Raw genomic sequence first — 21,787 nt, 5'->3', positions numbered from 1 at the left:
CCTACGGCATGCGCATGCCGGGCGGGATCCGCCCTACGCCAGGATTTCGCGGATCGCGTGCTCGATGGCGTCGATGTCGGGGATCAGTGCGTCCTCGTCGTTGAGCCGCACGCGCGCGCGGACGGCCGCGGGCAGTGCGGCATCGCCATCGTCGTCGGTCGCGTCGAGCAGCGACGCGGCCGGGATCGTCACCAGGCGCGGGAAGCCGTGGGTCAGCAGGGCGAAGAACGGCATGCGCGCATCCCCGCCCAGCGCCTTGAGCACCACGACCTTGCTGCCCAGATCGGCCGCCTCCGCGCCCTGCCCGGACAACGCCGAGAACGCCACCAACGGCAGTCGCCAGCCGCGCCAGCGCATGCGCCCGAGCAGCCACTCCGGCGCATCGGCCACGGGTTCCGGCGGCGAGTAGGACAGCACTTCGGAAATGGTCGCGTTGGGCAGCAGCAGCTGCCCCGAACCGACCCGGACCAATGCGCCGCGGATCTCGTCGACGGTCGTGTTCACGGCGAGAGGTCTCCGGTATCGAGCGAAAGGGCGTGCGCGGCGGGTATCCAGCGCGCGGCCAGGATGGCGGCCAGTTCCGCGGGGGTACCCGAGGCGCTGCCGCGCGCGATCGCCGCGCTGGCGGCCGTCGCGTCGTAGCAGCCTTCCGGCGACTGTCCGGCGACCAGCGCCCCCTGCCACGCCGGGCCCATGGCCTGTTCGACCAGCGCGACATCGCTGCCGCTGAGGAACAGGACCGCGCTGTCGTCGGCGGGCAGCGCAGCGGGCAGCGCCGACGTGCCGCCGGCCTCGACGAAGCGGAGGACGCCGTCGCGACGCGCGATGTCGAGATCGGGCGTGACGAAATGGATCTCGCCGTCGGCGATCCCGTTGCCGGCCTCCGCCAGGCTCACCGGCAACTGCGCCGCGCGTTCCATCTGCCGGACGAGGCGGTCGTAACGCCCGCCATCGAGATGCAGGCGCACGAGGATCGGCCGCGGAAAACCCGGGGGAATCGCCGCCAGCAACTGGCGCACGGCGTCCGGTCCGCCCAGGCCGCCCTCGACGAGTACGGCGCCGTGTTCGGGGCCATGGCCGTAGCTGTCGGTATCGGCGAGGCTGAGGCCGGAGATGCGCGTCTCCAGCGCCGCCAGATCGACCCGCGCCGGCGCGTTGGGCGCGACGTCGGGCGCGTGCGCGGTGGTGGCCGCGGCGGCGAACGACGGCAATGCGTCGACATCGCTGACCGGGCCCGCGGTGGGCTGTTCCGTGGCGATGCCGGGCGCATCGGCACGCGGGTCGTCGTCGAATGCCGGCGCCGCATCGGCAGCATCCGCGGGAGACGCCGGCTCGGAGACCTCGACCGGCATCTCGACCGACCAGCCGGCGATGTCGTCGTCGACACCGGCGACATCCGCCGCATCCGTCGGCGCGTCGTCGTCGCGCGCCGCGAGCTCCAGGCCTGCGGCAAGCGCCGGGTCGACGACGATCGACAGCTCGACAGCGGTATCCGTGCCGTGCTCGAACGCGACCGGATCGAACGCATTGAAGCCCACGTTGCCGGCGCCCGCATCGTCCGGCGCGGCAGTCGCGGCGCCGTCATCCAGCGCGAGCGCCAGTTCCGCAGCGTCGATCCCGATCTCCGGACCGGCCAGGTCGTCGTCGTGCTGCGGCCCCGGCGGCAGCACGTCGACATCGCGGCGCAGTTTCGCCGACAGGTGCCGCAGCCACCGCGCCGCGTCCCAGCCGGTGCGGTCCAGGACCAGCGACGCCTCCTCGAAGATCACCGTGACCGCAGGATCGCCGAACGCCTCGACATACCGTTCCAGCGCGTCCTCCAGCACCGGCTCCAGCGACACGATGATCGCGGTGGGCGCCAGCGCCACCAGCGCCTGCGGCTCGGCCACGACCGGGTCGAGCACGCCCACGACCTCCACGCCGGTCGCCTGCAGGCCTTCGACGATGCGGTCGCGGGCCGCGCCCTCGCGGGCCAGCACCGCGGTACGGATGGGCCGGTCACTCATCGTCGCGGTCCATCTTCAGCAGTTCGTGGACGTGGCGCAGCAGGTCGTTCTCCTGATAGGGCTTGCCGAGATAGCGATCGACGCCGATCTCGAACGCACGCTGGCGATGCTTCTCGCCGGTGCGCGAGGTGATCATCATGATGGTGACCTCGCGCAGCCGCGGGTCCTCCTTCATCCGGGTCGCCAGCTCGTAGCCGTCCATGCGCGGCATCTCGATGTCCAGCAGCATCAGGTCGGGCACGCGCTCCTCCATGCGCTCGAGCGCGTCGACGCCGTCGCGCGCGGCGATCACCTCGAAGCCCTGGCGCTCCAGCACGCGTCCGGTGACCTTGCGCATCGTCACCGAATCGTCGACCACCATCACCAGCGGCACCGGACGCTGCTCCACCGGCGCGGACTCCGGCGCCGATGCAGCGCCCGCCGATTCGGCGGCCAGCACCAGCTGGCGGCGCACCAGCGGCGCCACGTCGAGGATCACCACGACGCGGCCGTCGCCCATGATCGTCGCGCCGAAGATGCCGGGGATCGAGGCGACCTGCGGCCCGACCGGCTTCACCACGATCTCGCGGTTGCCGATGATCTCGTCGACCGCGACCGCCGCGCGCAGTTCGCCGGAGCGGATCAGCAGCAACGGCATCTGCAGCTGGTTTTCCGCGCGCGCCGGCGCCTGCCCGACCAGGCGGCCCAGGTCGTGCAGCAGGTAGTCCTCGCCACCGTAGCGGTAGACCGCGTCCGGCCCCATGGCGTCGCGGGCGATGCGGCCGACGCCGCGCACCGAGGCGATCGGTACCGCGAAGCTGGTATCGCCGATGCGCACGAACGCCGACTGGGTGACGGCAAGCGTCTGCGGCAGGCGCAGGGTGAACGTCGCGCCCTGACCGGCGCGCGAGCGGATGTCGACGCTGCCGCCGAGCTGGCGCACTTCGCTGGCGACGACATCCATGCCGACGCCACGGCCGGCAAGGCGACTGACTTCGGTCGCGGTCGAGAAACCGGGCTCGAGGATCAACGCGTCGAGGTCGCCGTCGCCGAGCACCGCATCGGCACGGACCAGCCCGCGCTCCTCGGCCCGGCGACGGATCGCGGCGCGGTCGAGGCCGGCACCGTTGTCGCCGATCTCCAGCACCACCTCCGAACCTTCGCGGCGCACAGCGATATGCACGGTGCCCTCTTCCGGCTTGCCGGCCTCGCGGCGCGCCGCCGGCGTTTCCAGCCCATGCGCGATCGCGTTGCGCAGCATGTGCTCGATCGGCGAGACCATGCGTTCGAGTACGTTGCGGTCCAGCTCGCCCTGGGTGCCGTCGAGCCGCAGCTGCACCCGCTTGCCGGTCTCCTGCGCGGCCTGGCGCACGACGCGGCGCAGTCGCGGCACGAGGCCGTCGAACGGCACCATGCGCGTGCGCATCAGGCCTTCCTGCAGCTCCGAGCTGACGCGCGACTGCTGCAGCAGCAGGGTTTCGTACTGGCGGGTCAGGTCGTCCAGCGTCTGCTGCAGGCTGGTCATGTCCGCGGCGGACTCGCCCAGCGCGCGCGAGAGCTGCTGCAGGGTCGAGAAACGGTCGAGCTCCAGCGGATCGAAGGTCGCGTCGCCGGTGTCGCCCTCGCGCTGGAAGCGGGCGATGATCTGCGCCTCGGTCTCGATGTCGAGGCGGCGCAACTGGTCGCGCAGGCGCGTGTTGGTCTGCGCCATTTCGCCCATCGCGCCGCGAAACGCGCCGAGCTGCTGTTCCAGACGCGCGCGGTAGATCGCCACCTCGCCGGCGTAGGTCACCAGCCGGTCGAGCAGGTCGGCGCGGATGCGCACCTGTTCCTGCGATCCGCGCAGCGCGCCTTCCTCGTCGTCCTGCGCGGTCGCCTCGGGCAGCAGCGGTTCGGACAGCGGCGCGAGCGCGGGCTTGCCGGCGCTCGTCGCGGCGTCGCCACCGGAGGCCTCCGCGGTCGCCTGCAGGGTGCCGCTGAACGCCTCGACCAGCGCCTGCGACGGGCCGATCGCCAGATGCGCGCCGGCGCGCGTGACCATCGCATGCAGCCGGTCGAAGCCCTGTTCCAGCAGGGCGATGTCGCGCTGCCGCAGGTCGGTGCGCCGCTCGGCGACCGATTCGAGCAGGGTTTCCATCGCATGGCCGAGCTCGCCGATCTCCATCAGGCCGGCCATGCGCGCGCCGCCCTTCAGGGTGTGCAGGTCGCGCTGCAGGCCGACGATCGGCTCGTGCGGATCGGCGGTCTCGCGCAGTTGCGCCAGCAGGCCGTCGGCGTGGTCGAGCAGGTCGATGCCTTCCTCGACGAAGATGTCGACCAGTTCGGCATCGAGCCCGGTCATGTCCAGCGGGGCATCGGGATCCTCGCCCGCGGATGGCGCCATCGGCGCCGCCTGGGTTCCGGGCTCGAAGTCGGTTTCGGCCGGTGCCGACGATGTGTCGGCCGGCGGTGCAGCGGGGATATCGGATGCCGGCAGGGCCTCGAATCCGATGTCCGCCGAGGACGCGTCCCCGGCGGCGACTTCGGCAGCCGGTGCCTGTTCCGATGCGGATTCCGCTTCCGCTTCGGACCCGGAGCCGGTCTCGCCGGCGGCGTCGGTGACGACCTCGGTCGCGGGCGACGCTTCGCCTGCCGTTTCGGCTGATGTATCGGCCGGCGGTGCAGCGGGAGCATCGGATGCCGGCGGGGCCTCGATTCCGACGTCCACCGGGGATGCGTCCCCGGCGGCGGCTTCGGCAGCCGGTGCCTGTTCCGGTGCGGGTTCCGCTTCCGCCTCCGCTTCCACTTCGACCACGGAGTCGATCTCGCCGGCGGCGTCGGTGACGACATCGGCCGCGAACGCCGCTTCGCCTGCCGCTTCGGTTTCAGCCTCCGCTTCAGGTGCAGCCTCCGCGGCAGACGCGGCCGCGGCCAGTCCTGCTTCGACCAGACCACGCAGATGGGCTTCGAATGCCTTGCGTTCCCGGGTCAACAGGTCGGCTTCGAGCTGCGCCACCGCATCGGCGTCGACGGCAGTGGCGGGCACCGTGGCCGCGTCGTCCGCAGCGTCGGACTGTCCGGTTCCGTCCTGTGCCTGCGGACGCTGGGATACGGAGTTTTCCGCTTCCTGCGCCGCCTTCAGGCGTTCGGCTTCGAGACGTTCGTTCTCGAAGCGCAGCATGTCCAGGTGTTCCTGGTGCCGCAGGGCCGCGATGCGCTCGGCTTCGAGACGTTCGGCCTCCACGCGCTCGGCTTCAAGCCGCTCCGCCTCGACGCGCTCCGCCTCCAGACGCTCGGCTTCGAGACGCTCGGCCTCCACGCGCTCAGCTTCAAGCCGTTCTGCCTCGACACGCTCCGCCTCCAGCCGTTCGGCTTCAAGACGCTCGGCCTCGGCACGTTCGGCTTCAAGCCGCTCCGCTTCGACACGCTCCGTCTCCAGACGTTCGGCTTCGAGGCGCTCGGCCTCCACGCGCTCGGCTTCAAGCCGTTCCGCCTCGACACGCTCCGCCTCCAGACGCTCGGCTTCGAGGCGCTCGGCCTCCATGCGCTCGGCTTCAAGCCGTTCCGCCTCGACACGCTCCGCCTCCAAGCGTTCGGCTTCGAGACGCTCGGCCTCGGCACGTTCGGCTTCAAGTCGTTCCGCCTCGACACGCTCCGCCTCCAGACGCTCGGCTTCGAGACGTTCGGCCTCGGCACGTTCGGCTTCAAGCCGTTCCGCCTCGACACGCTCGGCTTCCACGCGTTCGGTTTCGAGCCGCTCGGCTTCTGCCGCGGCTGCCACCTCGTCCGCGTCCTCGTCGACGGTATCGAACAGGGCGGCGAACCGGTCGGTCGTGACGTCCGGCAGGGCATCGCGGGCGGCACCGATGCGTGCTTCCAGCGCCGGCAGCACCGCGACGCGCGGTTCGGGCGCGTGCAACTGCTGCAGCGTGTCGCGGACATGCGCGGCGATGTCGGCCAGCGTGCCGAACACGACTGGATCCGGCGCGGTCCTGGCCGCGACCAGACGCCGCGCGTACTCTTCGGCGGGCGCCAGCAGCATGCCGACCACCGGCACTTCGGCCATCGCGAACGCGCCGTGCATGGTGTGCAGCGCGCGCAGCAGGCGCTCGCCATCGACGACGCCGGCATCGCCACCGCTGGCGATCCAGGCCTCGACGGTGTCCAGATGCCCCTTGACCTCGGTATCGAGGATCTCCAGCAGCAGCGCATCGACCGATGCGGGCACGGTCTCGACGGCCTCGGTCGCAATCTCCCCGGCCGCGTCGCCCGCTTCGGGCGGCGGGCCGGCGGTCCCGGCATCGGACGGCGCCGGGACGGTGACGTCGCGATCGCCGACATCGACATCGACCACCGGCGCACGCGCGCCCGGCTCGACCGGCAGCATGTCGTCGCCGGCGGCGATCCGCGCGGCGGAGGCCTGCATGGTCTCGAGGTCGGCCGTCAGCACGGCATCGCCGCGCAGCACGGCCTGCAGTTGCGGCAGGGTGTAGAACGCCTGGTCGACCATCGCGACCACGGCCGGGCTGGCGCTGCGGCTGCCTTCGAGCACGCGGTTGAGCATGCTCTCGACCGCCCAGCTGAATTCGCCGAGCGTGCGCGCGCCGACCAGGCGGCCGCTGCCCTTGAGGGTGTGGAACACGCGGCGGATCGGCCGCAGCAGTTCGAGGTTGTCCGGCTGTGCGCGCCACGGCGGCAGCAGCGTGTCGAGATTCTCGATCTCGCCGGCAAACTCCTCGAGGAACACCTCGCGGATCTCGTCGTCGATCTCGTCGCCGGTCTGCTCGAAGCCGCCGATGCCGGTGCCGATGCCCGTCCCCGTACCGACCGCCGGGCTGCCGGGCACTGCCGGCGGCGCGGGGGGTGCCGGCGCGGCGGCGCTGCGGTCCCCCGCAGTCGCCTGCACGGCTGCCGCGGGGGGCTGCGACGCACTCGATCCCACCCACGGATCGGTGCCGCGCGCAAGCTGCCCGAGGTCGATGTCGAACGGACTGGCCGGCGGTTCGGGCGCGGTTTCCGGCACGGCCGGCACGCCGCTGCCGGCCGCCGGCAGCGGCCAGTAGCCGAGCGCCTCGAGGCTGGCGCGCGCGATGTCGAGGATGTCGCCACGGTCGCCGCGCTGGCCGCGCAGCGATTCCAGGTAGTACTCCAGGCTCGCCAGCGCATCGGCGAAGGTGTCGAGCTGGCGCCCGTTCGGCACCCGGCGGCGCGCGATCAGCTCGCGCTCGGTGTACAGGCGCACGCCGGTCAGGTAGTCGGCGGCCTGCGGGATCTCGAGGATCTTCAGGGCGCCGGCGACCTCGTGCAGCAGCCGCGGGACTTCCTGCAGTTCGCTGTGGTCCCAACTGGTCTCGACGAAGGCCACCAGCGCCTGGCGCGCATCGGAGAAGTTGGCCACCGCCTCGCGGATCACCACCGCCACGGTCTGCTGCGCCTCGACCGCCAACGCGTCCTCGGCGCCCGAGGCGTCGCCGCCGCTGCCGGGGCCTAGGCGCGACACCTGGTCGTCGAGGCTGGCGTCGACGTACAGCAGCGCGCCGGCGACATCGAGCAGGGTGTCCTCGTTGGCCGGCCTGGTGCCGTCGACGATCGCGCTCATGGTCTCGCGCTGCTGCTGCACGATCGAACGTGCGGCGCCGAGACCGAGCATGCCGAGGGTGTCGGCCACCCCCGCCAGCACCGCAATCTGCGGCCGCAGCGCAGCCGCATCGACCGCATGGGTGCGCAGGTGCAGGTCCAGGGCGTCCTTGACCCGCAACAGGTCCTCCTTGACCGCGCCCGACACCGTATCGAGCAGCGCGCGGTTGCGGCCGCTGAGGCTGCTGCGCGCATGGTCGATCTCCGACGCCGACGGCAGCTCGGCCTGCAGGTCGAAGGTCTCGCGCAAACCATCGAGCGCCGGATGCCCCGGCTGCGCGTGGGCGACGTGGTAGAGCAGTTGCCGGGTCGGCTCCTGCGCGGATTCGGCCGACACCGGTGCCGACAGCGCGGGATCCAGGTGCTGCCTGGCTTCGCGCTCGACGCTGGCGAATACCTGGCGCAGCGCAATGCCGTCGTCGACCGCGCCATCGGCCAGCGCCTCGGCGACGCGGGTGGCGACCCACAGCATGCGCCGCACCGCATCCGGCGCCTCGCAGGCGGCCAGCGTGCGCAGGGCATCGGCCAGCGGCCCGGCATCGACCGGTGCGATGGCGGCGTCGGCCGGCCAGGCCTGCAGCGCGGCGTGCAGCGCGCGCAGCGCGGCGCTGGACGCGTCGACGGCGACCGGCGCCACGGGCACCAGCGACTCCGGGGCCGCGCGCGCCAGATCCGGCGCGAACAGGATGCTCTCGCCGAGCCCGGGCTCGCCGCGCGCGGCGCGCAGTTCGTTGAGCAGCGGCAGCAGCACGATCGGGATGTCGCGGTGCCCGCCCTGCAGGCGTTCGAGGTAGTCGGGCAGCAGCAGCATGCCGCGCAGCAGCGCCGCGGAGGCGATGTCGCGGTCGGCGGCGCGGCCGTCGCGCAGCGCGTCGGCCAGCTGCTCCATCTCCTCGACGACCATCGCCGGTGCGGACAGCTCGACCATCCGCAGCGTGCCCTGGGCCTGGTGCAGATAGCCGGCGCACAGGCGCATGCGGCTGCTGTCGGACGGATCCTCGACGAAGGCCTCGAGTTCGAGCCGGGCCTGGCGCAGCACCTCGTCGAGCTCGGGCTTGATCCAGCCGAGCATCGTGTGGTCGATGGCATCGCGCAGCGCGGTCATGCGACGGCTCCGGCAGGAGCGGCGCAGGATCCGGACACGCCGACGGGACTCACGGTCATGCGATGGTCCTGGCTCAGGCCGGCAGCTTGAAGTCGGCGACCGAGCGGCGCAGGTCGGCCGCCAACTGCGCCAGGTTGCCGATCGACTCGGCGGTCTGGTTGGCGCCCTGCGAGGTCTGCGCGGTGATCGACTGGATCGTGTGCATCGCCGTGGTGATGTTGGTCGCCGCCGACGACTGCTGGTGCGCCGCCGAGGAAATCCCCTGGATGAGGTCGGCCAGGCTGGTCGACACGCTTTCGATCTCGCCCAGCGCGGTGCCCGCGTCCTCGGCCAGGCGCGCGCCGGCCACCACCTCGGAGGTCGTCTGCTCCATCGAGGTCACCGCTTCGTTGGTGTCGGACTGGATGGTCTGGACCAGCGTCTCGATGCGCTTGGTCGCGCTCGACGAGCGTTCCGCGAGCCGCTGCACTTCGTCGGCGACGACCGCGAAGCCGCGGCCCGCCTCGCCGGCGGACGCCGCCTGGATCGCCGCGTTCAGCGCCAGGATGTTGGTCTGCTCGGAGATGTCGTTGATCAGTTCGACGATCGAGCCGATCTCCTGCGAGCTTTCGCCCAGCCGCTTGATGCGCTTGGAGGTCTCCTGGATCTGGTCGCGGATCGAGTCCATGCCCTGGATCGTCTCGCGCACCACGCCCGCGCCCTTGGTCGCGATCTGCACCGAGCGCTGCGCCACGTCGGCAGACTCGGCCGAGTTCTTCGACACCTGGTCGATGCTCAGCGCGATTTCGCTGATCCGCTCCGACGCGGAGTTGATTTCCTGCGCCTGGTGCTCGGCGGCCTCGGCCAGGTGCATCGCGGTGGCCTGGGTTTCCTGTGCGCTGGAGGCGACCTGCACCGAGGTGTCGGTGATCGTCTGCACCAGGCTGCGCAGCTGCTCGATCGCGAAGTTGATCGAGTCGGCGATCGCGCCGGTCATGTCCTCGGTCACCGTCGCCTTGACCGTCAGGTCGCCTTCCGCCAGCGACCCCATCTCGTCCAGCAGGCGCATGATCGCCTCCTGGTTGCGGTTGTTGAGTTCCATCGTGGTCTCGTAGCGCTCGCGCTGGGCGCGGCTGAGCGAGAACAGCAGGCCGACGATGGCGCCGAGCGCGACCAGGCCGGCGATGATGCTGATCCAGATGTTGCCGAGCACGCTGGTGTCCTTCAGCGAGCCGAACGCGGTGAACGCGTTGAACAGCGAATCGCTGTCGCCGAGCAGCTTGTCCGAGCCGGTGACCAGGGCCGCGGCGGCGGTCTGCGCCTGGAACAGCTGGTCGGCGCTGGTCAGGATCGACTCGAGGTCCTCGCGCATTGTCGCCCATGCGGCATCGGCCTTGGACAGCGCGGCCAGCGCGTTGCCGTTGGTCAGCGCCTGCAGTTCACGCGAGGGGTCGCCCTCGCGCAGGCCGGTCATCACCTGCTGGAAGTCCTCGGCGTTGCGGCGCAGGCCCTGGCCGGCGATGGTGGCACCGCCGCCACCGGCCTGGACCTCGGTGACCCGGCGCGCCATGTCGCCGGCGAGCACCACCTGGCGCAGCGCCATGTAGACCTGCGACGACGGCGAGCCGCTGCTCGACATCGCGCGCACCAGCTCGTCGAGCAGCGCCTGCAGCTGCGGCACGCCCTGGCTGAAACGGTCGGCCTGGCCGGCGAACGCCAGTACCGCGGCTTCGCTGTCGGCCAGCTGGCCGGCGCTGACCGACAGCGGCTCCCAGGTCTGGGTGACGGTGCGGATCGGCCCGGCCACGCCGGTGGTGTCGCCGAACTGCTCGTTGAGCTGGCGGATGTCGCCGTCGATCTGCGCCCGGGTCTCGCGGAACGCCGCAAAGGCCGCCGCGTTGCCGCGCACCGCCTCGGCGCCCTGGTTGGCCAGCCGCTGCGAGTCCACGCGCAGGTTCGACGCCGAGGTGCTGGCGCCGCCCAGCCGGGCCGCCTTCCAGGTGCTGTAGCCGGTATTGAGGACCAGGACGATGCCCGCGATGCTGAGCAGCACGACCCAGAAGTTGGTGCCGAGGGTGCGCTTGCCGCCTGCAAGGGTGTCTGCTGCTGTGCTCATGCTGGTTTCGATCCTGCTCGATGCTCGATACGGAAGTGCGGCTCAGGCCGCGGCTTGTCTGAATTCCGGCGTACGGCCCAGCCGGTCAAGACTGAACACGCCCCAGGTGGCGTCGGCGTTCTGGTAGGCGCGGTCGATGAAATGCGCATAGCGGCCCTCGGCCACGCGCTCGGCGGAGACCTCTTCCTCCTCGAGGAAGCTGCGCTGGCCGAACAGCTCGTCGATGGTGACCGCCACGTCGCCGCCGGGCTGGCGCACGATCAGCACGCGCTGGCTCTCCTGCAGCACCGTGCGCTCGCCTTCGAGGAACTGCTTGAGGTCGACGATCGGCAGCAGGCTGCCGCGGATGTTGGCGACGCCGAGCATCCACGGTTGTGCACCGGGGACCGGCGTGATCTGCGGGATCGGCAGGATCTCGACCACCTCGCCGAAGGCCGATGCCAGCCGGCGGCGGCCGATGCGGTAGCCGACGCCGCGCCACAGGCCGGGGGCATCGAGCTCCTCGGGCAGGCCGACGACGTGCGCAAGGCTGCGCTGCTCGTAGCCGGCGAGGATCGCGAACGCGCCGTCCGCGGCGACTGCCTGCTGCGCCGGCCGGGTCACGCCCCCAGGACCTCGCTGATCTGCGCCAGCAGCGCGTCCTCGCGCGGCGGCTTGACGATGTAGCCTTTGGCGCCCTGGCGCAGGCCCCACATGCGGTCGGTGTCCATGCCCTTGGTGCTGATGATCACCACCGGGATGCCCGAGGTTTCCGCGTCGCGGGACAGCGCGCGGGTGGCCTGGAAGCCACTCATGCCCGGCAGCACCACGTCCATCAGCACCAGGTCCGGGCGCTCGCGCTTGCATGCGGCGATACCGTCCTCGGCGCTGGTGGACGCCAGCACCTCGTGGCCGGCGCGCTCGAGCCACTGCGTCAACACCGCGATATCGGTCGGCGAATCCTCGATCAGCAGGATGCGGGCCATGGCTGATTCCTTGCTCAGGCGTTGACGTGCGTGCGGATCGCGTCGAGGAGCTCCTCGCGCGTGAACGGCTTGGTGACGTACTGCTCGGAGCCGACGATGCGGCCACGGGCCTTGTCGAACAGGCCGTCCTTCGACGACAGCATGATCACCGGCGTGTCGCGGAATTCCTGGTTGTTCTTGATCAGCGCGCAGGTCTGATAGCCGTCGAGCCGCGGCATCATGATGTCGACGAAGATGATCTGCGGCCGCTGGTCGGCGATCTTGGCGAGCGCCTCGAACCCGTCGACCGCGGTCGTGACCTCCGCGCCCTCGCGCTTGAGCAGCGTCTCGGCGGTACGGCGGATGGTCTTCGAGTCGTCGATCACCATCACCCGCAGCCCATGCAGGCTGCCCGCGGGCGGCGTGTCGTCACTGGTCATGCTGTCTCCCCTGGTGCACGACGCGCCTGATCACCGGCGTCGTTGCAAGTCGGGAGTTATATCCCAGCCGGCCTGTGGAGTGTCAAGCTTTCGTGCGGTTTGTGCGCTCTGCCGCGGAATTGCGCCCCTTCGACGCGCCTGCGTGCCTGTTAAGATCGTCCGCCCTGCCTGCCGGTGTGTCCGCAATGTCGCTCGATGTCGTGGTGGTGATGGATCCGATCGCGTCGATCAAGGTCGCCAAGGACTCGACACTGGCGATGCTGCTGGAGGCGCAACGGCGCGGGCACCGGCTGCACTACGTGCGTCCCGGCGGGCTGGCGGTGTCCGACGGCACCGCGGTGGCCACGGTCGCGCCGCTGGCGGTGCGCGACGACCCGGACGGCTGGTTCGACCTCGGCGAAATGGCGGTGCGCGCGTTCGGCGACAACGACATCGTGCTGATGCGCACCGATCCGCCGGTCGACGCCGACTACCTGCAGGACACCCAGATCCTCGGCATGGCCCAGCGCCAGGGCGCGACGGTCGTCAACGACCCGCAGGGCCTGCGCGACCTGAACGAGAAGCTGGCGGCGCTGCTGTTCCCGCAATGCTGCCCGCCGACCCTGGTCAGCCGCGACCCGGCGCTGCTCAAGGCCTTCGTCGCCGAACACGGCGAGGTGGTGCTCAAGCCGCTCGACGGCATGGGCGGGCGCTCGATCTTCCGGGTGCGCGCCGGCGACGCCAACGTCAACGTGATCCTCGAGACCCTGACCCAGGGCCGCCACCTGGCGATGGCGCAGCGCTACCTGCCGGAGATCGTCGACGGCGACAAGCGCATCCTGCTGATCGACGGCGTGCCGGTCGACTATTGCCTGGCGCGGATCCCGCAGGGCGACGAGTTCCGCGGCAACCTGGCCGCCGGCGGCCGTGGCGAGGGCCGCCCGCTCAGCGACCGCGACCGCTGGATCGCCGCCCAGGTCGGTCCGGAGATGGTCCGCCGCGGCATGCGCTTCGTCGGCCTGGACGTGATCGGCGACTGGCTGACCGAGGTCAACGTCACCAGCCCGACCTGCATCCGCGAGCTCGATGCCCAGTTCGGGCTCAACATCGCCGGCCTGCTGTTCGACGCGATCGAGCGCGGGCGCTGAGCGCGATTGGCCACGGATGGATGCGGGCAAGAGCGAATGCGTGTGATTGGCCACGGATCGACGCGGATGCCCGCGGATAAGAGCGAAGGCGATGTCGTTGGCCACGGATCTGCTCGGATACGCGCGGATGAAAGCAGATGCGCCGTGGTTAACGTCGTTCAGGAGGCACATGCGCCGGCACGGTCGACCCTCGTGATGCCGTCCCACCGGCAAGCTTCCAGCTCCTGCTTGAATCCGCGTTCATCCGCGTGGATCCGCGGCCAAACGCTTCGCTTCCGCGCATGACTGCCATCCCGCAACCGCAGATCGACGACGGCGCGCGCCTGGGCGCTACCCTGGTGCTGTCGCTGCTGGTGCACGGCATGCTGGTGCTGGGCATCGGCTTCGCGGCCCGCGACGCGGCGCCGGTGGTGCCCACGCTGGACGTGATCCTGACCGAGACCACCAGCCCGCTGACCCAGGCGCAGGCGGATTTCCTGGCCCAGGCCAGCAACCAGGGCGGCGGCGAGCACGAACGCAGCCTGCGTCCGCGCGAAGCGCAGATCGGCCAGTTGCCGCAGCCCGAATCCGGCGTGGCGGCGATGGAACTGCGCGCGCAATCGCCCGAGGCGCGGCAGCCGCCGCAGGACCGGGTCGTCGCCAGCAGCCGCGGCGACACGCCGATGCCGCCACCCGACCCGAGCCTGCAGGCCGATCCGTCGACCCTGCCGCCGGGACCGGAGAAGATCGAGCGCGACCTGGCGATGGCGCGGCTGGCGGCGGAGATCCACCTGCAGTCCGAGCGCTACGCGCGCCGGCCCAAGCGCAAGTTCGTCTCGGCCAGCACTCAGGAGTACGCCTACGCCAGCTACCTGCGCAGCTGGGTCGACCGGGTCGAGCGCGTGGGCAACCTCAACTATCCCGACGAGGCGCGCCGGCGCAGGCTGGCCGGCGAACTGGTGATCAGCGTCGCGATCCGCCGCGACGGCTCGGTCGAGCGCGCCGACATCATCAAGAGCAGCGGCACCCGGCTGCTCGACGACGCCGCGCTGCGCATCGCCCAGCTGGCCGAGCCCTACCCGCCGCTGCCGCAGACCGACGAGAACGTCGACGTGCTGCATGTCACCCGCACCTGGAACTTCCTGCCCGGCGGCGAGCTGATCGACAACTGAGCGGCGGATCGCGGCGCCGCCACGCGCGCGCAAGCGCACCCCGATCGCGCCGGGAGGCGGGAATCGGCCCCGCGCTTGGGCGATAATCGACGCATGAGCACCTCCCCGACGCCAGATGCCGGCCTGACGGTCGCCGGCAAGACCTACCGTTCCCGCCTGCTGACCGGCACCGGCAAGTTCCGCGACCTCGACGAGACCCGCGCCGCGACCGAGGCCGCCGGTGCCGAGATCGTCACCGTGGCGATCCGCCGCACGAACATCGGCCAGAACCCGGGCGAGCCGAACCTGCTCGACGTGCTGCCGCCCGGGCGCTACACCATCCTGCCCAACACCGCCGGTTGCTATACCGCCGAGGACGCGGTGCGCACCTGCCGGCTGGCACGCGAACTGCTCGACGGCCACAACCTGACCAAGCTGGAAGTGCTGGGCGACCGGAAGACCCTGTACCCGGACGTGATCCAGACCCTGAAGGCCGCCGAACAGCTGGTCGCCGACGGCTTCGACGTCATGGTCTACACCTCCGACGACCCGATCCTGGCCAAGCGCCTGGAGGAGATCGGCTGCGCCGCGGTGATGCCGCTGGCCGCACCGATCGGATCGGGCCTGGGTATCCAGAACCGGTACAACCTGCTGGAGATCATCGAGAACGCCAAGGTGCCGATCATCGTCGACGCCGGCGTCGGCACCGCCTCGGACGCGGCGATCGCGATGGAGCTGGGCTGTGACGGCGTGCTGATGAACACCGCGATCGCCGGCGCGCGCGACCCGGTGCTGATGGCCTCGGCGATGCGCAAGGCGGTCGAGGCCGGACGCGAGGCATTCCTGGCCGGGCGCATCCCGCGCAAGCGCTTCGCCTCGGCCTCGTCGCCGATCGACGGGTTGATCGCGTGACCGATCCCTTCGCCAGCGATGGCGCCAAAGCGCCGCCCAAGCCGTTCACCGTGACCGAGGGCCGGCGCGAGATCCGCAGCTTCGTGCTGCGCCAGGGCCGCTTCACGCCGGCGCAGCAGCGCGCGTTCGACGAGGCCTGGCCGCGCTTCGGCCTCGACTACAGCGGCCGGCCGCGCGATCTCGACGCCACCTTCGGCCGCCATGCGCCGCGGATCCTGGAGATCGGCTTCGGCAATGGCGAGGCGCTGCGCTTCTCCGCGCGCCAGGACCCGGACCGCGACCACATCGGCATCGAGGTGCACGCGCCCGGCGTCGGCCGCCTGCTCAACGCGCTGGCCGAGGACGGCAGCGACCACGTCCGCGTCTACCACCACGACGCGGTCGAGGTGCTCGAGAACGAGATCGCCGACAGCGCGCTCGACGAGGTGCGCATCTACTTCCCCGATCCCTGGCACAAGAAGCGCCACAACAAGCGCCGCCTGGTGCAGCCGGCGTTCGCCGCGCTGCTGGTGCGCAAGCTCGCGCCCGGCGGCCGCTTGCACCTGGCGACCGATTGGCAGGACTATGCCGAGCAGATGTGGGACGTGCTCGACGCCACCGATGGCCTGCACAACCGCGCCGGCGCGCGCGGGCACCTGCCGCGTCCGCCGTGGCGGCCGCAGACCCATTTCGAGAGCCGCGGCCAGCGCCTGGGCCATGGGGTCTGGGATCTGCTCTACGACCGCGTGCCGCAGGCCGGGGAGCGGTAGTCACTTGAACGGGGACGCAGGACGCGCGCAACCACAGCCGGTGCCCGCCGCACCGGGCGGGCCGTCCCCGGCGCCCGCGACCGGCCGATGCCAGCGCTGATGGACACCGGGCTCGTCCTCACCACCGACATGAAGATCGTCCTGGCCCTGGTCGGCCTGACGATGGTGCTGTTCCTGTTCCAGCGCGTGCGCGCGGACCTGGTCGCGCTGGTGGTGCTGGTGATGCTGGGCCTGACCGGGCTGGTCGCGCCCGAGGACGTGTTCAACGGCTTCTCGTCGAACGCGGTGATCAGCGTGATCGCGACGATGATCCTCGGCACCGGCCTGGACCGCACCGGCGCGCTGAACCGGCTGGCCGGCTGGCTGCTGCGGCGCTCGAAGGGGGTCGAGGACCGCATGCTGCTGCTGACCTCGGCGATCGCCGGCCTGAACTCCTCGCTGATGCAGAACCCGTCGGTGATGGCGCTGTACATGCCGGTCGCCTCGCGGCTGGCGTCGCGCTCCGGGCTGCGGCTGGCGCAGCTGCTGCTGCCGATCGCGGTGGCGATCGTCATGGGCGGCACCCTGACGATGGTCGGCAACTCGCCGCTGATCCTGCTCAACGACCTGCTGACGGCGGCCAACGCCAACCTGCCGTCGGGCTCGGCGACGCTGGAATCGCTGAACATGTTCGCGCCGATGCCGATCGGCCTGGTGCTGCTGGCATCGAGCCTGGCCTACTTCCATTTCCGCGGCAACCGCGAGCTGCGCGAGGAGGACGGCGACGGCGGCGAGAGCAACGTGACCCCGGCGCGCACCCAGAGCTACTTCGCCAGCGCCTACGGCATCGAGGGCGACGTGTTCGAACTGGTGGTCGGCGCCGACAGCCCGCTGGTCGGCATGACCTTCGGCGAGGCCGAGGCGATCCACGACGCGCCGGTGCTGCTGGCGCTGAAGACCGACAACGAATCGCGGCTGGCGCCGCCGCCGGATGCGCGCATCTGGGTGGGCAGCGTGATCGGCGCGATGGGCCCGCGCCAGCAGGTCGCCGACTTCGCCCAGAACCAGTTCCTGCGCATGAGCACGCGGCTGCGCAACTTCGGCGACCTGTTCAACCCGAGCCGGGCCGGCATCGCCGAGGCCGTGGTGCCGCCGACCTCGAAGTTCATCGGCAAGACCCCGGGCGACCTGGAGCTGCGCCGCAAGTACGGCCTGCGCCTGCTGGCGATCAACCGCGACAAGACGGTACTGCGCGACAACATCCGCAACACCGCGCTGCGCGCCGGCGACATGCTGGTCGTGCACAGCATCTGGCAGGACCTGGCACGGACCGCGAAGTCACTGGATTTCGTCGTCGTCACCGACTACCCCAAGGGCGAGCAGCGCCCGCACAAGTTCAAGGTCGCGATGGCGATCTTCGCGGTGACGATGCTGATCGCGCTGTCGGCGCGGGTGCCGACCTCGATCGCGCTGATGGCCGGCGTCGCCGGCATGCTGGTGTTCGGCGTGCTGAAGATGGACGAGGCCTACGGGGCGATCAACTGGAAGACCGTATTCCTGATGGCCTGCCTGATCCCGCTGGGCTGGGCGATGGACGGCAGCGGCGCCGCGGCCTGGGTCGCCGGCCACACCATCGAGCGCCTGCCCGAGGGCGTGCCGATCTGGCTGCTGGAGGTGGCGGTGGCGCTGTTGACCGCGGCGTTCTCGCTGGTCATCAGCCACGTCGGCGCGACGATCGTCGTCGTGCCGCTGGCGATCAACCTGGCACTGGCGGTCGGCGGCAACCCGACCGCGTTCGCGCTGATCGTCGCGCTGTCGGCCTCGAACAACTTCATGACCCAGTCCAACCCGGTGATGTCGATGATCACCGGCCCGGCCGGCTACAAGGCGCGCGAGCTGTGGAAGATCGGCTTGCCGATCTCGCTGATGTACACGGTGATCGTGGTGGTGATGGTCAACCTGCTGTTCTGAGAACACGCATGCAGGCGGAGCCGTCTCCGGCCCCACGCCCGGACCCGTTCAGGCGAGCAGCACCTGCCCATCGCGGACCGTGAGCGGCACCGCGCGCAGCGACTCGCCCTTGCAGGGCCCCGCCACGCACAGGCCGTCGCCCAGTTCGAAGCTCGCGCCATGCGCAGCGCACACCACGTGGCCGTCCTTCGACTTCAGGAACTGGCCCGGCGCCCAGTCGAGCCGGCGGCCGGCATGCGGGCAGATGTTGAGCCAGCCGCGTACGGCCGCACCGTCGCGGTACAGCAGCAGCGATTCGGCGTCGCCGTCGAGGTCGACCTCGACTTCGGCGAAACCGCCATCGGCGATCGCGTCGAGCGCCAGCAAAGGCGCCGTCCTATCACGCGGATTTAACGAAGGCATTACAACTCCAGCGGCGCGTCGACCGATACTGACGGGGTCGACCGGATGGTCCCCATTGTGTCACGAGCCGCCAGCTGCCCATGTCCAACGCCTTCTTCAGCGATCTCCATGCCCGTTTCGATGCCTCCGGCGTGCGCGCGATGTTCGCGCCGCGCAAGCCCCGGCATCCGCTGCTGCGCCTGGCGCTGGGGCTGATCGGTGTGGCGCTGCTGGGCGTGCTGCTGGTGCTGGGCCTGTTCGTCGGCGCGGCGATGATCCTGCTGGGACTCGCCCGCCGCCTGCTGCTGCGCCCGCGCGCCACGCCGGCCCGCGACGCGCACATCGTCGATGCCGAATACCGCGTCGTGCGCGAACGCGACGAGCCGCTGCTGCGCTGACCGTCCACGGCGCCCGCCGCGGCAGGCCCGCCCGCGCTTTCCCCACCCGGGCACCTTCGCCCGTGCGGCGCCCGCGTCGCCGCGAGTACCCGTCATGACCGAACCGTTCCACGACGTCGTCGCCCCGCCAGCACCCACGCGCATTCCGGTCCGGGGCGGCGGCACCTTCCCGGTCCACAGGGTCTACTGCGTCGGCCGCAACTTCGCCGACCACGCGCGCGAGATGGGCGCGGCCGCGCCGGCCTCGAAGGCCGAGCGCGGCACGCCGGTGTTCTTCATGAAGCCGGCCGATGCCGTGGTCACCGGACCCGATGTGCCGTATCCGTCGGCGACCGCCGAGCTCCACCACGAGGTGGAACTGGTGGTCGCGCTCGGCCGGGATGCGTCCGCCGGCGTGCTGCCGGTCGAATCGGCGCCGTCGCTGGTGTTCGGCTATGCGCTGGGCCTGGACCTGACCCGCCGCGACCTGCAGGCCGCGGCCAAGGCCAAGGGCCTGCCGTGGGACATCGCCAAGGGCTTCGACGCATCCGCCCCGGTCGGCACCCTGGTCCCGGCCGCCGCTGTCGAGCCGCTTGCGCCGCGCACGCTGACGCTGGACGTCAACGGCCGGCGCCGGCAGTCGTCGACGCTGGACCATCTGATCTGGGACGTGCCCGAGATCCTGCACGAACTCTCGAAGCTCTACGCCCTGCGTGCCGGCGACCTGGTGTTCATGGGCACGCCGGCCGGGGTCGCGGCGCTGCATCCGGGCGACCGCTGCGACGCGCGCCTCGACGATGTGCTGGCGCTGCACTGCACCATCGCGCCGGCACGGGTATAGTCGGTCCGGGTTCCCAACAAGAAGAAAAGGACTGCGGTAATGGGCATGCTGTCGGAGTTCAAGGAATTCGCGATGCGCGGCAACGTCATCGACCTCGCGGTCGGTGTCGTGATCGGCGGCGCATTCGGAAAGATCGTCTCGTCGCTGGTCGACAACGTGATCATGCCGCCGATCGGCTGGCTGATCGGCGGCATCGACTTCTCCAGTCTCGCGGTGACGCTGAAACCGGCCACCATCGCCGCCGACGGCACCGAAGTGCCGGCGGTCGTGCTGGGCTACGGCCTGTTCATCAACAGCGTGGTGCAGTTCGTCATCGTCGCGTTCGCGATCTTCCTGCTGGTCAAGCTGATCAACCGCCTGCATCGCACCAAGGCGGAGGAGCCGGCCGCGCCGCCGGAGCCGAGCGAGGAAGTGCTGCTGCTGCGCCAGATCCGCGATTCGCTGCAGAAATAATCCCGGCCGTCCCATACGGGGGACGCCACCGGCGATGCATCCACCGGGCCGCGGGCGACAATGCCGCGGCCCGTTGTTCTTGCCCGACCCGATTGCCTTCGCTCCACCCGAGTGTTCCCACTTGCTCTTCCCCACCCGCTTCCGTTGCAGGAGATCCGCATGCGTGTCGTTGCCCCGAGCCTGAAGCCCCTGTCCGCCGCACTGCTGGCGACCGCGCTGCTGGTGGCGACGCCCGCGCAGGCGCAGTCCGGGCAGGCTGCGCAGCAGCACGCGCCGCAGGCGGCGCCGTTGCCGCAGTCCACGCTGGACATCGCGGCGCGGCTGCGCGAACAGGCGCTGGCCGACGACACCGCCTGGACGCTGATCGAATCGCTGACCACCGAGATCGGCCCGCGCCTGCCCGGCAGCGAGGCCGACGCGCGCGCGGTCGCCTGGGCGAAGGCGCGCTTCGAAGCACTGGGCTATGACCGGGTCTGGACCGAGCCGGTGACCTTCCCCAAGTGGGAACGGCGCAGCGAATCGGCCGCGGTGCTGGGCGCACATGCCCAGCCGCTGGTGATCACCGCGCTCGGCGGCAGCCCCGGCGGCGACGTCAGCGCGGACCTGGTGCGCTTCGACGGCATCGAGGCGCTGGAGGCGGCCGACCCGGCCACGCTGGCCGGCCGGATCGTCTTCGTCGACATGCCGATGGAACGCACCCGCGACGGCAGCGGCTACGGCAAGGCCGGCCCGGTGCGCAGCCGTGGCCCGTCGATCGCCGCGCGCAAGGGCGCCGCCGCGTACCTGATGCGCTCGATCGGCACCAGCCCGCACCGCGTCGCCAACACCGGCATCACCCGCTTCGACGCCGACGTCACCCCGATCCCGGCGGCCGCCCTGTCGCTGCCCGACGCCGACCAGCTGACGCGGCTGCTGCGATTCGGCCCGGTGCAGGTGCGGCTGGCGCTGGACGTCGGCTGGAACGGCGAATACACCTCGCACAACGTCATCGCGGAACTGACCGGGCGCGAGCGCCCCGAGGAGATCGTGCTGATCGCCGGGCACCTGGATTCCTGGGACCTGGGCACCGGCGCGGTCGACGACGCATCCGGTGTCGGCATCACCATGGCCGCCGGCCACCTGGTGGCGCAGCAGCCGCAGCGCCCACGCCGCAGCCTGCGCGTGGTCGCCTTCGCCAACGAGGAGCAGGGGCTGCTCGGCGCGCGCGCCTACGCCGAGGCGCACGGCGGCGCCGACGTGATCGCGCGCCACGTGGTCGGCGCGGAAAGCGACTTCGGCGCCGGCCGCATCTACGGCTTCAACACCAGCGCACCGGCCGGGCAGCGCGCGACCAGCGACGCGATCGCCGAGGTGCTGCGCCCGCTCGGCATCGACTACCTGCAGGACAAGGGCGGCCCCGGCCCCGACATCGTGCCGCTGGCACAGAAGGGCGGCGCCTGGGCCTGGCTGGGCCAGGACGGCACCGACTACTTCGACCTGCACCACAACGCCGACGACACCCTCGACAAGGTCGACCCCGACGCGGTCGCGCAGAACACCGCCGCCTACGCGGTGTTCGCCTGGCTGGCGGCGGAGTCCGAAGAGAGTTTCGGCAGCGCGCCGAAGGCCGAAGCGCCGTAGGACGCACAAGCGCGAAGCCGCGTAGGGCGGGTCTCTACCCGCCATCGCGTGATACAGGGACG

Annotated in this window: 17 protein-coding genes; 9 read left to right on the top strand and 8 right to left on the bottom strand. The window is 71.1% G+C overall.

The window, feature by feature from the left end:
* Positions 1–33 precede the first annotated feature (33 nt).
* The 7 genes from LDO26_RS11750 to pilG all read right to left on the bottom strand — a co-directional run bounded on the left by LDO26_RS11750 (position 34) and on the right by pilG (position 12,185).
* A complete protein-coding gene (locus LDO26_RS11750) occupies positions 34–504 on the bottom strand; it encodes a chemotaxis protein CheW (protein WP_232131289.1) in 471 nt (156 codons plus the stop codon).
* Positions 501–2,006 carry a chemotaxis protein CheB gene (locus LDO26_RS11745; RefSeq protein WP_232131288.1) on the bottom strand — a complete coding sequence of 502 codons (1,506 nt, stop codon included), beginning with the start codon at positions 2,004–2,006 and terminating at the stop codon, positions 501–503. Before LDO26_RS11745 ends, LDO26_RS11750 begins: the two co-directional genes overlap by 4 nt.
* On the bottom strand, positions 1,999–8,706 hold the full coding sequence (locus tag LDO26_RS11740; RefSeq protein ID WP_232131287.1) for an Hpt domain-containing protein: 6,708 nt from the start codon (positions 8,704–8,706) through the stop codon (positions 1,999–2,001). Before LDO26_RS11740 ends, LDO26_RS11745 begins: the two co-directional genes overlap by 8 nt.
* A gap of 73 nt (positions 8,707–8,779) precedes the next feature.
* The gene (locus LDO26_RS11735; RefSeq protein WP_232131286.1) at positions 8,780–10,801 is read right to left on the bottom strand and encodes a methyl-accepting chemotaxis protein; all 2,022 of its coding nucleotides are present in this window, start codon (positions 10,799–10,801) and stop codon (positions 8,780–8,782) included.
* A 42-nt stretch (positions 10,802–10,843) separates the two neighbouring features.
* Positions 10,844–11,404, bottom strand: coding sequence for a chemotaxis protein CheW (locus tag LDO26_RS11730; protein ID WP_232131285.1), 561 nt, complete (start codon positions 11,402–11,404; stop codon positions 10,844–10,846).
* Positions 11,401–11,766 (bottom strand): response regulator, encoded by a 366-nt coding sequence (locus LDO26_RS11725; RefSeq protein WP_232131284.1) that lies wholly within the window; start codon positions 11,764–11,766, stop codon positions 11,401–11,403. Before LDO26_RS11725 ends, LDO26_RS11730 begins: the two co-directional genes overlap by 4 nt.
* Positions 11,767–11,780: 14 nt before the next feature.
* Positions 11,781–12,185 carry a twitching motility response regulator PilG gene (pilG, locus tag LDO26_RS11720; protein ID WP_232131283.1) on the bottom strand — a complete coding sequence of 135 codons (405 nt, stop codon included), beginning with the start codon at positions 12,183–12,185 and terminating at the stop codon, positions 11,781–11,783.
* Between the two features lie 185 nt (positions 12,186–12,370).
* Between pilG and gshB the strand changes: the two genes are divergently transcribed.
* The 5 genes from gshB (at position 12,371) to LDO26_RS11695 (ending at position 18,053) form a co-directional block, all read left to right on the top strand.
* Positions 12,371–13,312, top strand: coding sequence for a glutathione synthase (gene gshB, locus LDO26_RS11715; RefSeq protein WP_232131282.1), 942 nt, complete (start codon positions 12,371–12,373; stop codon positions 13,310–13,312).
* Between the two features lie 281 nt (positions 13,313–13,593).
* The gene (locus tag LDO26_RS11710; protein WP_232131281.1) at positions 13,594–14,463 is read left to right on the top strand and encodes an energy transducer TonB; all 870 of its coding nucleotides are present in this window, start codon (positions 13,594–13,596) and stop codon (positions 14,461–14,463) included.
* Positions 14,464–14,556: 93 nt separating this feature from the next.
* Positions 14,557–15,354, top strand: coding sequence for a thiazole synthase (locus tag LDO26_RS11705; RefSeq protein WP_232131280.1), 798 nt, complete (start codon positions 14,557–14,559; stop codon positions 15,352–15,354).
* Positions 15,351–16,103 carry a tRNA (guanosine(46)-N7)-methyltransferase TrmB gene (gene trmB, locus LDO26_RS11700; protein ID WP_232131279.1) on the top strand — a complete coding sequence of 251 codons (753 nt, stop codon included), beginning with the start codon at positions 15,351–15,353 and terminating at the stop codon, positions 16,101–16,103. Before LDO26_RS11705 ends, trmB begins: the two co-directional genes overlap by 4 nt.
* A 99-nt stretch (positions 16,104–16,202) precedes the next feature.
* A complete protein-coding gene (locus tag LDO26_RS11695; RefSeq protein WP_232131278.1) occupies positions 16,203–18,053 on the top strand; it encodes an SLC13 family permease in 1,851 nt (616 codons plus the stop codon).
* A gap of 48 nt (positions 18,054–18,101) precedes the next feature.
* Here the strand turns inward: LDO26_RS11695 and LDO26_RS11690 are convergent, their stop codons facing one another.
* Positions 18,102–18,455: a Rieske (2Fe-2S) protein gene (locus tag LDO26_RS11690; protein ID WP_232131277.1), complete on the bottom strand. Its 354-nt coding sequence runs from the start codon at positions 18,453–18,455 to the stop codon at positions 18,102–18,104.
* Positions 18,456–18,535: 80 nt separating this feature from the next.
* Between LDO26_RS11690 and LDO26_RS11685 the strand changes: the two genes are divergently transcribed.
* The 4 genes from LDO26_RS11685 (at position 18,536) to LDO26_RS11670 (ending at position 21,725) form a co-directional block, all read left to right on the top strand.
* Positions 18,536–18,832 carry a hypothetical protein gene (locus tag LDO26_RS11685; protein ID WP_232131276.1) on the top strand — a complete coding sequence of 99 codons (297 nt, stop codon included), beginning with the start codon at positions 18,536–18,538 and terminating at the stop codon, positions 18,830–18,832.
* A 94-nt stretch (positions 18,833–18,926) separates the two neighbouring features.
* A complete protein-coding gene (locus tag LDO26_RS11680) occupies positions 18,927–19,652 on the top strand; it encodes a fumarylacetoacetate hydrolase family protein (RefSeq protein ID WP_232131275.1) in 726 nt (241 codons plus the stop codon).
* A gap of 39 nt (positions 19,653–19,691) precedes the next feature.
* Positions 19,692–20,105 (top strand): large-conductance mechanosensitive channel protein MscL, encoded by a 414-nt coding sequence (gene mscL, locus LDO26_RS11675; protein ID WP_232131274.1) that lies wholly within the window; start codon positions 19,692–19,694, stop codon positions 20,103–20,105.
* A gap of 180 nt (positions 20,106–20,285) precedes the next feature.
* The gene (locus LDO26_RS11670) at positions 20,286–21,725 is read left to right on the top strand and encodes a M28 family peptidase (protein WP_435594078.1); all 1,440 of its coding nucleotides are present in this window, start codon (positions 20,286–20,288) and stop codon (positions 21,723–21,725) included.
* Positions 21,726–21,787: the final 62 nt, after the last annotated feature.

The organism is Proluteimonas luteida, from assembly GCF_021191695.1.
GTDB classification, from domain to species: Bacteria; Pseudomonadota; Gammaproteobacteria; order Xanthomonadales; family Xanthomonadaceae; genus Luteimonas; species Luteimonas luteida.
Note: the sequence above shows the minus strand (reverse complement) of the source record. Positions and strands in the feature narration are given on the sequence as shown.